Here is a 12434-nt window from a genome sequence, read left to right as displayed (position 1 = left end):
CCGAGAAAGCCACTCTGAAAGCAGTCATGGAAACGCCCCCGCCGCCCACTCCGCGCACCGAGCCCACCGACGCGGACGTCGAGGCCTTCAAGCAGCAGCTCGGCCGCCCGCCGCGGGGCCTGCGGGCCATCGCGCACCGCTGCCCCTGCGGTCAGCCCGACGTCGTGGAGACGGCGCCCCGGCTGCCCGACGGCACCCCCTTCCCGACGACGTACTACCTGACGTGCCCGCGCGCCGCCTCGGCGATCGGCACGCTGGAGGCGAACGGCGTCATGAAGGAGATGACGGAGCGTCTGCAGAGCGACCCCGAGCTGGCCGCGGCCTACCGGGCCGCGCACGAGGACTACATCCGCCGCCGGGACGAGATCGAGGTCCTGGAGGGCTTCCCGAGCGCGGGCGGCATGCCGGACCGGGTGAAGTGCCTGCACGTCCTCGTGGCCCACTCGCTGGCCGCCGGGCCGGGCGTGAACCCGCTCGGCGACGAGGCCGTCGCGATGCTGCCGGAGTGGTGGGCCAAGGGCCCGTGCGTGACGCCGCCCGGAGCGCCGTGCGGTGCGGGCCGGCAGGCGGAGACGGCAGAGGACGGCAGCGGCCACTTCGCCGCCGGGCCCCTTCAGGAGGACGACGAATGACACGCGTCGCCGCCATCGACTGCGGCACCAACTCCATCCGACTGCTGGTCGCCGACGCAGACCCGGACACGGGTGAACTCGTCGACCTCGACCGGCGGATGACGATCGTGCGGCTCGGCCAGGGCGTCGACCGCACCGGCCGGCTGGCGCCCGAGGCGCTGGAGCGCACCTTCGCCGCCTGCCGCGAGTACGCCGAGATCATCAAGGAGCACGGCGCCGAGCGCCTCCGCTTCGTCGCCACCTCCGCCTCCCGCGACGCCGAGAACCGCGACGACTTCGTGCGCGGTGTGCTCGACATCCTCGGGGTCGAGCCCGAGGTCATCACCGGCGACCAGGAGGCGGAGTTCTCCTTCACGGGTGCCACCCGGGAGCTCGCCGGACACAACCAGGGGGGCGCGCAGCGCCCTTCGACTGAGGGTGGTGGTGGGCGACGGGTGGGCGACCTGGCCAAGCCCTACCTGGTGGTGGACATCGGCGGCGGCTCCACCGAGTTCGTCGTCGGCGAGGAGCACGTACGGGCCGCGCGTTCCGTGGACGTCGGCTGCGTGCGGATGACCGAACGGCACCTGGTGCACGACGGCAAGGTGAGCGACCCGCCCACCGAGGAGCAGATCGCCGCGATGAGGGCCGACATCGAGGCCGCCCTGGACCTCGCCGAGGAGACCGTCCCGCTGCGCGAGGCGCACACCCTGGTCGGCCTGGCGGGCTCGGTCACCACGGTCTCCGCGATCGCCCAGGAGCTGCCCGAGTACGACTCCGCGCGCATCCACCACTCCCGGATCTCCCACGACCGGGTCCGCGACATCACCGAGTGGCTGCTGCGCTCCACGCACGCCGAGCGCGCGGCCGTACCGTCCATGCACCCCGGCCGGGTCGACGTCATCGGGGCGGGTGCTCTGGTGCTGCTCGCGATCATGGAGCGGATCGGCGCCGAGGAGGTCGTCGTCAGCGAGCACGACATCCTGGACGGCATCGCGTGGTCGGTGGCGTAGCTCTCTTTTGTTACTTGCCGGTAGCCATCGGCTGAGCAGGTCGGATAACGTTTGAGCGTCTTCGAGGGGCCCTGCGGGGCCCCTCGTCAATGCCTTGGCGGAAAAGTTCGTGAAGTTCTTCACAAGGAAATGGCCCCCGCGGGGTGTCCGCAAGGGGCCGGTTGGGCCTTTCGGGGACCCAACCGGCGTTTGAACACGTTCAGATAGGGTGCGTGAGGGTGCCTCGGCGGAAGGTGTTCCGGGTCTGTTCCGGGAGCCTCACGGATGCCCCGGCGAGCCGGAGAGGCAGCTCACGCGGCATTGACAACGGGACGAACCGCTTCCTGGTTCCGCTTCGTCGCATGACCTGCGTCACGCGGGTCGCGGAGTGTAGCACAGGGCCTGTCAGACCTTGTGAAGGGGCGCACGAGCGACCCCTGCCGGGCGGGTGGATACTCGATGGCATGAGCACCACGGAGCGTCCCAGGATCCTCGTAGTAGGCGGTGGGTACGTAGGCCTGTACGCAGCTCGGCGCATTCTCAAGAAGATGCGCTACGGCGAGGCGACCGTCACGGTCGTCGACCCCCGGTCGTACATGACCTACCAGCCCTTCCTGCCCGAAGCCGCCGCCGGCAACATCTCCCCTCGCCACGTCGTCGTCCCGCTGCGACGCGTGCTGCCGAAGGCGGAGGTCCTCACCGGCCGGGTCACCACCATCGACCAGGACCGCAAGGTCGCCACGATCGCCCCGCTGGTGGGCGAGGCGTACGAGCTGCCCTTCGACTACCTGGTCATCGCGATGGGCGCGGTCTCCCGCACCTTCCCGATCCCCGGCCTCGCCGAGCAGGGCATCGGCATGAAGGGCATCGAGGAGTCCATCGGCCTGCGCAACCACGTCCTCGAGCAGCTGGACAAGGCCGACTCGACCAACGACGAGGAGATCCGCCGCAAGGCGCTCACCTTCGTCTTCATCGGCGGTGGCTTCGCGGGCGCGGAGACCATCGGTGAGGTCGAGGACATGGCCCGCGACGCGGCCAAGTACTACAAGAACGTGTCCCGCGAGGACATGCGCTTCATCCTCGTCGACGCCGCCGACAAGATCCTCCCCGAGGTGGGTCCCAAGCTCGGCCAGTACGGCAAGGAGCACCTCGAGAGCCGCGGTGTGGAGATCTACCTCTCCACCTCCATGGACTCCTGCGTCGACGGCCACGTCGTGCTGAAGAACGGCCTCGAGGTCGACTCCAACACGATCGTGTGGACCGCCGGCGTCAAGCCGAACCCGGCCCTGTCCCGCTTCGGTCTGCCGCTCGGCCCCCGCGGCCACGTCGACTGCGAGCCCACGCTCCAGGTCAAGGGCACGGACTACATCTGGGCCGCCGGTGACAACGCGCAGGTCCCGGACCTCGTCGGCCGCAAGGCGGGCAACGAGAACGCCTGGTGCCCGCCGAACGCCCAGCACGCGCTGCGCCAGGCCAAGGTCCTCGGCGACAACGTGGTCTCCGGCATGCGGGGCTTCCCGCAGAAGGAGTACGAGCACGCCAACAAGGGTGCGGTGGCCGGTCTCGGCCTGCACAAGGGCGTCGCGATGATCGTCATGGGCAAGATGAAGATCAAGCTCAAGGGCCGTCTCGCCTGGTACATGCACCGTGGCTACCACGGCATGGCGATGCCGACCTTCAACCGCAAGATCCGCGTCTTCGCCGACTGGACGCTCGGCATGTTCCTCAAGCGCGAGGTCGTCTCCCTGGGCGCCATGGAGAACCCCCGCGAGGAGTTCTACGAGGCCGCCAAGCCGGCGCCGGTCGCCGCCGCCAAGACCGAGGAGAAGGCCAAGGCCTCCTGACCTCCGGTCACCGACCGATCCGAGGGACCTCCCGCCATCCGTGGTGCGGGAGGTCCTTCGGCGTTTCCGGCTCGTTCTCGGCCACCCTTTGCATGGTGTGTGCAACTGTTTTGCTCAGTTGTAACTCCTTTGCGGGACTGCGCGAGGCCACTCTCGGTGTTTACGTGGTAACCGGCATCCGGGATCGTGTCTTGGAGGTGTGCGCCATGGCCGACGCCGCGTCGCGGCTGAGGAGTCTTGCCGAGCAGTTGCTGGGAGCCCCGCTCCCGCTACGGGTGCGAGCCTGGGACGGGTCGCAGGACGGGCCGCCGGACGCTCCGGCGCTCGTCGTGCGCAACCGCCGCGCCCTGCGCCGCATGCTCTTCAAACCGGGGGAGTTGGGACTGGCCCGCGCGTGGGTCGCCGGCGACCTCGGCGTCGAGGGGGATCTGTACACCGCGCTCGACGTGATGGCGGGCCTGGTGTGGGAGCGTGGGGAGGACGCCCGCGGCCTGGCCGAGGCCGTGCGCGACCCCGCCGTCCGGGCCGCCGTCCGGGACCTGCTGAAGCTCGCCGGACCACCGATCCCGCCCGCCCCGCCGCGTGAGGAGGTCCGCAGACCCCGCCGGCGCCTGCACACCCGGCGCTCCGACAAGCGGGCCATCAGCCACCACTACGACGTCGGCAACGACTTCTACGAGATCGTCCTCGGCCCGTCCATGGTGTACTCGTGCGCCTACTGGGAGGACGGCGGGACGCTGGAGACCGCCCAGCGCGACAAGCTCGAACTCATCAGCGCCAAGCTCGGCCTGACCCCCGGTCAGCGGCTGCTGGACGTCGGCTGCGGCTGGGGCTCCATGGCCATCCACGCGGCCCGCGAGCACGGCGTGAGCGTCGTCGGGGTCACGCTGTCCCAGGAGCAGGCCGCGTACGCCCGTAAGCGCGTCGCCGACGAGGGGCTGACCGACCGGGTGGAGATCAGGGTCCAGGACTACCGGGACGTCATGGACGGCCCCTACGACGCGATCTCCTCCATCGGCATGGCCGAACACGTCGGCGCCGAACGCTACCTGCAGTACGCCCGCCAGCTGTACGCCCTGCTGAAGCCCGGCGGGCGGCTGCTCAACCACCAGATCGCCCGTCGACCGCAGCAGGACGAGACGGCGTACAGCGTGGACGCGTTCATCGACGCCTACGTCTTCCCGGACGGCGAGCTCGCCCCGATCGGCACCACCGTCACCCAGCTGGAGCGCGCCGGGTTCGAGGTGCGGGACGTGGAGGCCATCCGCGAGCACTACGCCCGCACCCTGCGCCGGTGGGTCGCCGACCTGGAGGCCGACTGGGGCCGCGCGGTCCGCCTCGCCGGCGCCGGCCGCGCCCGCGTCTGGCAGTTGTACATGGCCGCCTGCGCGCTCGCCTTCGAACGCAACCGGATCGGCGTCAACCAGGTCCTCGCGATCCGCACCGCCGACTCGGGCGCCTCCGGGCTCCCGCTGCGGACCCGCACCTGGACCGCCTGACACCGCGAGGGCCCCGCTCCGGCGACGGAAACGGGGCCCTCGTACACCGTGACGGCTACTCGGCCTTGATCGCCGCCAGCATGTTCAGCCGGGCCGCGCGCCGGGCCGGCCACAGGGCGGCCAGGACGCCGACCGTGCCCGCCAGCAGCAGGAAGACCGCCATCCGCCCCCAGGGCAGGACCAGTTCGTACGTCGGCATCTTCGTGCCCAGCAGCTGACCGGCCGCCCAGCCGAAGAACACGCCCAGGCCGATGCCGAGCACCCCGCCGAACAGGGAGATCACCAGGGACTCCAGGCGAACCATCCGCTTGACCGCCTTGCGCTCCAGGCCGATCGCGCGGAGCATGCCGATCTCCTGGGAGCGCTCGAAGACCGACATCGCCAGGGTGTTGATGACGCCGAGGACGGCGACGATCACCGCCATGCCGAGGAGGCCGTAGAGCATGTTCAGCATCGTCGTGAACATCTTCGCGATGTCGTTGGAGATGTCCTGCTTGTCCTGGATCTTGATCGCGGGGTTGCGGCCGAGGGCCTTGGTCAGGCTGTCCTTGGCCGTACCGGAGGCGCCGTCCGCGGTCTTGACCATGACCTGCATGTCGGCCGGGTCCTTCAGGTGCGGGGTGAGGACCTTGTTGTCGAGCATGATCCCGTTGATCATGTCGTTGCCCTCGTAGATCCCGGCGACGGTCAGCCGCTGCGCCTTGCCGTCCTCGAAGTGCGCGGTGAAGCGGGAGCCGGGCGTCCAGCCGTACTCCTTCGCCCGGTCCTTGTCGACGACGACCCGGTCGCCGCCGACCTCGAAGGCGCCGTCGTCCACCTTCAGATCCGTCAGCTTCCCGATGGACGAGCCGTCGACACCGGTCAGGAACTCGGTCCCGCCGTTGATCCGGGACTCGCCGTTGCGCAGCGGGCTGCTCGCGGTGACGCCGTCGGCGGCGGCGACCTTCTCCGCCACGTCGGGGGAGAGCGGGCCGCGGTTGGCCATCGAGACGACGTAGTCCGCGCGGATCGCCGAGGAGGCCATCTTGTCGATCGCCGTCTGCAGGCTGCCCGCCATCACCGTCATGCCGGTGATCAGGGTCAGGCCGATCATCAGCGCGGAGGCGGTGGCCGCCGTGCGGCGCGGGTTGCGCACCGAGTTCTGACGGGCCAGCTTGCCCGAGACGCCGAAGGCGCGCAGCACCGGGGCGGCGGCCGCGATCAGCGGCCGGGACAGCAGCGGGGTCAGGATGAACACGCCGATGATCAGCAGGACGGCACCCAGGCCCATCGGGCCCTGCGCCGCGTCGGCGTCCATCGAGGTGGCCGCGAGGACCGTGGCGACACCGGCCGCCGCGAACAGCGCGCCGAGCGTGTTGCGCACCACCAGCGACTTGGTGGTGGCCTTGGCGTGCACGCTGCTCATCGCCGCCACCGGGGGGATCTTCGCGGCCCTGCGGCCGGGCAGCCAGGCGGCGAGCATGGTGATGAGGACGCCGACCGCGAGGGCGGCGACCACGGTGCCGGGGCTGATCACCAGCGGTCCGTCGGGCACGCTCGCGCCGAAGGAGCCGAGCAGGGAGCGCAGGCCCGCGCCGATGCCGATACCGGCGGCGAGCCCCGTCACACCGGCGACCGCGCCGACCGCGAACGCCTCGATGAGCACCGAGCGGGTGACCTGGCGGCGGGAGGCGCCGACCGCGCGCAGCAGGGCCAGTTCCCGGGTGCGCTGGGCGACCAGCATGGTGAAGGTGTTGGCGATGATGAACGTGCCGACGAACAGCGCGATGCCGGCGAAGACCAGCAGGGCCTGCTTCAGGCCGCTCATCGAGTCGGCGATCTGCTTGGCCTGGTCGTCGGCGAGCTTCTTGCCGGTGGTGGTCTCCACCAGGTGGGCGGGCAGGGCCCTGTCCAGCGCGGACTTGAGCGCGGACTGGCTGGTGCCGGCCGTGGCCTTCACGTCGATCTCGTCGTACGTGCCCTTCTTGCCGAACAGGGCCTGCGCGGTGGGCGTGTCGAACAGGGCGAGGCTGCCGCCCGCGGACACGTTGCCGTCGTCGGTGGTGAAGACGCCGGCGAGCTTCGGGGTGAGGACCGGGCCGTTCACGGACAGCCGCACGGTGTCGCCGACCTGGTAGCCGGCCCGCTTCGCGGTCCTGGAGTCGAGCAGCACCTCGCCCCTGCCGTGCGGGGCGTGGCCGCTGACCAGCGGGTACCGGGCGTCCTCAGTGCCCCAGTAGTTGCCGCCGGCGGACTGCCAGTCGCCGCCGACCAGCTTGCCGTCCTGGTCGGCGACGGCGGTGAAGCCGCTGACGACACCGGTCGCGGAGGCGGCGCCCGGGACGTGTCCGGCCCGGTCGAGCATGGCCTGGGTCAGGTCGGCGGTCCGGCCGACCTTGTCGCCCTCGGAGTCCTGGTACTTGGGCTGTACGGCGACGTCGACCCGGTCGAAGCCCTTGGCGGAGCTCTTCTGGTAGGCGTCGGAGATGGTGTTGGTGAAGACGAGTGTCCCGGAGACGAAGGCCACGCCGAGCATGACGGCGAGGACGGTCATCAGGAGCCGGGCCTTGTGCGCGAGGACGTTGCGCAGGGCGGTGCGGAACATCAGCTGGTACGGCCCTTCGCGTCGAACTGCTTCATCAGGTCGAGGACGGAGTCGGCCGTCGGGCCGTGGATCTCGTCGACGATCCGGCCGTCGGCCAGGAAGACCACGCGGTCGGCGTAGGCGGCCGCCACCGGGTCGTGCGTCACCATGACGACGGTCTGGCCCAGTTCGCGCACGGAGTTGCGCAGGAAGCCGAGCACCTCGGCGCCGGAGCGCGAGTCGAGGTTTCCGGTCGGCTCGTCACCGAAGATGATGTCGGGCCTGGAGGCGAGGGCACGGGCGACGGCCACGCGCTGCTGCTGGCCGCCGGAGAGCTGCGAGGGCCGGTGGCTGAGCCGCCCGGACAGGCCGACCATCTCGATGACCTGATCCAGCCACGCCCTGTCGGCCTTTCGGCCGGCTATGTCCATCGGCAGGGTGATGTTCTCCAGCGCGGTCAGGGTCGGCAGCAGGTTGAACGCCTGGAAGATGAAGCCGATCTTGTCGCGGCGGAGCCTGGTGAGCTGCTTGTCCTTCAGGGACCCCAGCTCGGTGTCGCCGATCCTGACCGACCCGGAGGAGAAGGTGTCGAGGCCGGCCACGCAGTGCATCAGGGTGGACTTGCCGGAGCCGGACGGGCCCATGATCGCGGTGAACTCGGCCTGCCGGAAGTCGACGGAGACCCGGTCCAGGGCGACCACCCGGGTCTCACCCTGCCCGTAGATCTTCGACAGCTCCGTGGCGCGTGCGGCCACGGCGGTGGTCCGGCCGGCGGTGGGTGTGGTGGTCACGGGACGGTGCTCCTGTCAGGACGACGTGTTGCATGGGGACCGTTCCATCGTCCCGGCGCCCGAGGGCCCTGTAGTCAGTCGCTGTTCCGGTTCCGGAGGGCGACTCGGGTCGGACGGGGGCGCGCCGTGTCATACCTGGGGAGGACGGCCGACCCTGAGACCCGCTTCGTCGAGAAGCTGTCGAGAACAGGTGGAGCGCCCTCGTTCGGTAGGTGAAATTCCGTCATTCCACGTACGCGCGTACTCACGTCGCGCCACGCTATTGGCAAGTGCGGACGGCCTGTTCCGTGGGCTGATGCACCCTCAGACGTCAATAAAATAAGACAACATCGGTCCGCCGTTCCGCTGTTCGGGGGATGCGTCCCGATAGGCTCGGACCCTCGAAGCGGAGCCCATGGCCTGCCCGGATGGTGGAATGCAGACACGGCGAGCTTAAACCTCGCTGCCCCTTCGCGGGCGTGCCGGTTCAAGTCCGGCTCCGGGCACCACCTCCTGCACCGCGATTGAGCAGGGAAGACGAGCCCAGTGGGCCGTTTCTGTTTCCCGTTTGGGAGCACGGTGGGAGCACCGTGCCGTACCCTCCCGCCATGGCGTACGTGACATCACGGAAGAACGCCCACGGGGAGATCACGAACCACCAGGTGAAGTGGGGGCTCGGCGGCTCCCGCTCGGCGCCGCAGCAGACAGTGCGGTTGGACGGGGACGAGGCTGGCGCGGAGGCAGCTGAGATCTTCTGCCAGGCCGTCAACGACAACGGCCGGCAGTGGCCACCCGGCTGGGTGAAGGGCGACGGCTGTATCGACCCGGCCGCCGGAATGGAGCAGAGCTACATCTTCAGCAACTGCCCGCGGGAGTGCATCAAGAACAAGACCGGCGTGGAGGAGCGCTACCGGCAGGACTGCTACCGGGAGCTGGAGACGTACCTGCAGCCACGTTCGGCCACTGCGACATCCGGTCTTCCGAGCACTTCTCCAAGGCGACCGTGGCGGCCTGGGCGAACAAGATGGCCCAGACGTACGTCTGGCGGGGCTCGAAGCGCAAGCTGATGAGCCCCAAGACGCTCGAACCTGCACGGTCTGCTGAGCAGCATCCTCAATGAGGCCGTGCAGGCGGAGCCGCCGCTGCGGGACCGCAACCCCTGCCCGCTCGTCCGCCTGCCGCGCACGGACGACTTCGGCGCCGAGGACGACGAGGGCACCGAGGACATGGAGTCATGACGCCGGGCGAGCTCGTCGGCATCGTCTCCTGCTTCAAGCGCCCGGACGACCGCGTTCTGGTACGCCTGGCGTACGGCACGGGCCTGCGCGCCGTCCTGGCCGCCTACGCGTCCGCTCGGGCGGACGCCTTGCGTATCTGCGGGCTGCACCCGGACCGGGCTGCGAACGGGCGTGAGCCCGTCTCCTGACGGCTCCGATGCGGCCACCCGGCCGTGGTCGGAGATGAACCGCAGCAGCGCCGGAACCGGTGGCGTGACCGGTTTCCCCAGTAGACGACCAAGGGGCCCTTCGAGGGCCCCTCGAGGACGTGTGCGTCGTGACTCTTTTCAACGGCCGTGCTGCGTCGCGACTTGCGCGCACAGCCCAAGGACCGGCCGGACGCCGATGCCGACGCCACGGCAGTCGTCGTTCTTCCCGTCGTGCCTTCCGTGTGCTGGAGGTGTGTGGTTCCTGTCCGGCTTGTCATGAAAGGCCACCAGATCGCCGAGTGGGGCAACGGCGAGATCATCGACGCCTGCGCCGCCGTGATGGGCGGGACCGTCGTCCGCTCCACGCTCAACCGCGACAACGACCGCCAGGGCGTCGCCCAGCTCGTCACCGTCTACGCCGGCGTGCCCGTCGAGGTGGGGGCCGGCTATCCGCTGCCCGACGAGCACGGCCTGATCGCCGCCGACCTGCGTGACCTCTTCACCGCCCGACCGCTGGGCGCGCTGGTCTGCCTCCCCGGCGGAGGTGCCCGGTGATCGACGCACTGATCCTCGGCGTGATGGCCGCCTGCTTCGTGCTCCTGGTCGTGGCCGTCGTCTTCGGCCGCACCGAGGCGGACCGGTCGGCGCACGGCGCGCGGATCCCGCACCCCCGCAAGCAAGACCCGAGGACCTGCCTCGGATGCGCGCAGATGCGGCACCCCTCGCAGTCCGGCGCCCGCCACCAGTTGGCCGCTGCCCTGATCGGCCCGCGCCGGTCAGTGGAGAACGGAGGCACGAAGTGAGCCCCAGGGGACCGCGAGTGGCACGGCCTCGCCCGAGCGGCTGGGGCGAGCCGACGGTCGTGGACCACACGGCCGTCGCCGCCGGCGCCCAGACCCACACGGGCCAGTGGAGGCATTGGGCTGACCGGCGGCAACCGCAACGACGTCACCCGACTGCTGCCGCTGCTCGACAAGGTCCCGGCGGTGGCCGGCGTCGCGGGCCGACCCAGGCGCCGGCCCGACATGCTGTTCGCCGACCGCGGCTACGACCACGACAAGTACCGGCGCCTACTGTGGCAGCGCGGCATCCGCCCGGTCATCGCCGAACTGGCCAACCCCACGGCTCCGGCCTGGGCATCTTCCGGTACGTCGTCGAACGCACCATCGCCTGGCTGCACCGCTTCCGCCGCCTGCGCATCCGATGGGAACGACGCGACGACATCCACGAAGCCTTCCTCGGCCTCGCCACCTGCCTCATCACCTACCGGCATGTCCATTGTCTTTGTTAGAACCTCTAACAGTGTTTTCCTTTCATGGTCTGCAGATCGCGTACACCGTGGTGTTGACACCTCCGGCGACGCCGTTCCCGACTTGTTCCTGATAGCCGGTGGGGGGCGAGCCGATCGGTCTTGCGTACCCCTGGAAATTCACAGCGTTTCCGCTTGACGATTGCACGTTGTATGCGCCACCACCCGTGGCATACGTGCCGGCTGGGCATGAGACCGTGTTGAAGGCTGTGGAGCTTTGCGCGCCAGTGAGGGTACTGGACACCACGACACTCTGTGCTCCGGTCGAACCGGCCCCCTGAGCTCCTTGCGTGCCCTGTGCACCTGTCGCACCCTGAGTGCCCATGGGGCCCTGACTTCCGGTCGCACCCTGCGGGCCGGTAGATCCCTGAACACCCTGAGAGCCACTTGAACCCTGGAACCCTTGCGGGCCCTGTGTCCCGGTGGCGCCCTGGGCTCCGGTGGTTCCTTGGGGTCCGTTGGTGCCCTGGAAGCCTTGGGTGCCTTGGGGGCCGGCAGAACCCTGGGCTCCGGTGACGCCTTGGGCTCCGGTGGTTCCTTGGGCTCCGTTGCTGCCCTGGAAGCCTTGGGTGCCTTGCGGGCCGGCAGAACCCTGGGCTCCGGTGACGCCTTGGGCGCCTGTCGCTCCCTGGGCTCCGCTGGTGCCCTGGAAGCCTTGGGTGCCTTGCGGGCCCGTGTTGCCTTGGGCTCCGGTGACGCCTTGGGCTCCGGTGGTTCCTTGGGGTCCGTTGGTGCCCTGGAAGCCCTGGGTGCCTTGGGGGCCGGCAGAACCCTGGGCTCCGGTGACGCCTTGGGCTCCGGTGGTTCCTTGGGGTCCGTTGGTGCCCTGGAAGCCCTGGGTGCCTTGCGGGCCGGCAGAACCCTGGGCTCCGGTGACGCCTTGGGCGCCTGTCGCTCCCTGGGCTCCGCTGGTGCCCTGGAAACCCTGGGTGCCCTGGGAGCCTCCCACGCCCTGAGCTCCGGTGGTTCCCTGTGGGCCGGCGAAGCCCTGCGGACCCATCGCTCCCTGCGCCCCGGTGGCACCCTGCGTACCGGTGGATCCCTGGGCACCGGTGGATCCCGGGAACCCCTGCGGTCCCTGAGCACCGGTGTCTCCTTGGGTCCCCTGCGGGCCACCGGCGGGCCCCGGCGCCCCGGCTGTGCCTTGCGGACCCTGCGGACCGCCGGAAGGGCCTTGAGGCCCCTGTGACCCGGTGGTGCCCTGGGCGCCGGTGGATCCCTGGAAGCCCTGCGGTCCCTGCACCCCGGAGTCCCCCTGTGACCCCGTGGTCCCCTGGGCGCCGGTCGAACCCTGGAAGCCCTGCGGCCCCTGCACCCCGGTAGAACCCTGCGAACCGGCGGAGCCCTGCGCTCCCGTCGAACCCTGGAAGCCCTGCGGGCCCGTCGTGCCGGCCTCTCCCTGAACCCCCGTGGACCCCTG

The 12434-nt window shown here is 70.2% G+C and carries 10 protein-coding genes, 1 tRNA gene and 1 pseudogene; 10 read left to right on the top strand and 2 right to left on the bottom strand.

The features are described from left to right. The first annotated feature begins 26 nt into the window (after positions 1 to 26). The 4 genes from ACIHEJ_RS18175 to ACIHEJ_RS18160 all read left to right on the top strand — a co-directional run bounded on the left by ACIHEJ_RS18175 (position 27) and on the right by ACIHEJ_RS18160 (position 4946). Positions 27 to 632 carry a DUF501 domain-containing protein gene (locus ACIHEJ_RS18175; RefSeq protein WP_400136377.1) on the top strand — a complete coding sequence of 202 codons (606 nt, stop codon included), beginning with the start codon at positions 27 to 29 and terminating at the stop codon, positions 630 to 632. Continuing rightward, the gene (locus ACIHEJ_RS18170; protein ID WP_400136374.1) at positions 629 to 1624 is read left to right on the top strand and encodes an exopolyphosphatase; all 996 of its coding nucleotides are present in this window, start codon (positions 629 to 631) and stop codon (positions 1622 to 1624) included. The genes ACIHEJ_RS18175 and ACIHEJ_RS18170 overlap by 4 nt, the downstream gene beginning before the upstream one ends. 443 nt (positions 1625 to 2067) lie before the next feature. Continuing rightward, positions 2068 to 3447 carry an NAD(P)/FAD-dependent oxidoreductase gene (locus tag ACIHEJ_RS18165; RefSeq protein ID WP_400136372.1) on the top strand — a complete coding sequence of 460 codons (1380 nt, stop codon included), beginning with the start codon at positions 2068 to 2070 and terminating at the stop codon, positions 3445 to 3447. 206 nt (positions 3448 to 3653) lie between these two features. Beyond that, the gene (locus ACIHEJ_RS18160) at positions 3654 to 4946 is read left to right on the top strand and encodes a class I SAM-dependent methyltransferase (RefSeq protein WP_400136370.1); all 1293 of its coding nucleotides are present in this window, start codon (positions 3654 to 3656) and stop codon (positions 4944 to 4946) included. A 55-nt stretch (positions 4947 to 5001) separates the two neighbouring features. On the opposite strand, the gene ACIHEJ_RS18155 is transcribed toward ACIHEJ_RS18160, so the two are convergent. After that, positions 5002 to 7530: an ABC transporter permease gene (locus ACIHEJ_RS18155; protein WP_400136367.1), complete on the bottom strand. Its 2529-nt coding sequence runs from the start codon at positions 7528 to 7530 to the stop codon at positions 5002 to 5004. After that, positions 7530 to 8300, bottom strand: coding sequence for an ABC transporter ATP-binding protein (locus ACIHEJ_RS18150; RefSeq protein ID WP_400136364.1), 771 nt, complete (start codon positions 8298 to 8300; stop codon positions 7530 to 7532). Before ACIHEJ_RS18150 ends, ACIHEJ_RS18155 begins: the two co-directional genes overlap by 1 nt. A 401-nt stretch (positions 8301 to 8701) precedes the next feature. Between ACIHEJ_RS18150 and ACIHEJ_RS18145 the strand changes: the two genes are divergently transcribed. The 6 genes and pseudogenes from ACIHEJ_RS18145 to ACIHEJ_RS18120 form a co-directional block, all read left to right on the top strand. After that, a tRNA-Leu gene (locus tag ACIHEJ_RS18145) sits at positions 8702 to 8788 on the top strand. 99 nt (positions 8789 to 8887) lie between these two features. Further along, on the top strand, positions 8888 to 9346 hold the full coding sequence (locus ACIHEJ_RS18140; RefSeq protein WP_400136361.1) for a hypothetical protein: 459 nt from the start codon (positions 8888 to 8890) through the stop codon (positions 9344 to 9346). Positions 9347 to 9513: 167 nt separating this feature from the next. Beyond that, complete coding sequence (locus ACIHEJ_RS18135; RefSeq protein ID WP_400136358.1) at positions 9514 to 9705, top strand: hypothetical protein; 192 nt, start codon at positions 9514 to 9516, stop codon at positions 9703 to 9705. Positions 9706 to 9981: 276 nt separating this feature from the next. Next, a complete protein-coding gene (locus ACIHEJ_RS18130; RefSeq protein ID WP_400136355.1) occupies positions 9982 to 10260 on the top strand; it encodes a hypothetical protein in 279 nt (92 codons plus the stop codon). Beyond that, positions 10257 to 10508 (top strand): hypothetical protein, encoded by a 252-nt coding sequence (locus ACIHEJ_RS18125; RefSeq protein WP_400136354.1) that lies wholly within the window; start codon positions 10257 to 10259, stop codon positions 10506 to 10508. Before ACIHEJ_RS18130 ends, ACIHEJ_RS18125 begins: the two co-directional genes overlap by 4 nt. 114 nt (positions 10509 to 10622) lie before the next feature. Then, positions 10623 to 10996, top strand: a pseudogene (locus tag ACIHEJ_RS18120) (transposase); the annotation flags it as partial. Positions 10997 to 12434: the final 1438 nt, after the last annotated feature.

It is taken from the genome of Streptomyces sp. NPDC052301 (assembly GCF_044593395.1).
In the GTDB taxonomy this organism is placed as follows: Bacteria; Actinomycetota; Actinomycetes; order Streptomycetales; family Streptomycetaceae; genus Streptomyces.
This window is presented reverse-complemented; position numbering and strand designations above follow the sequence as displayed.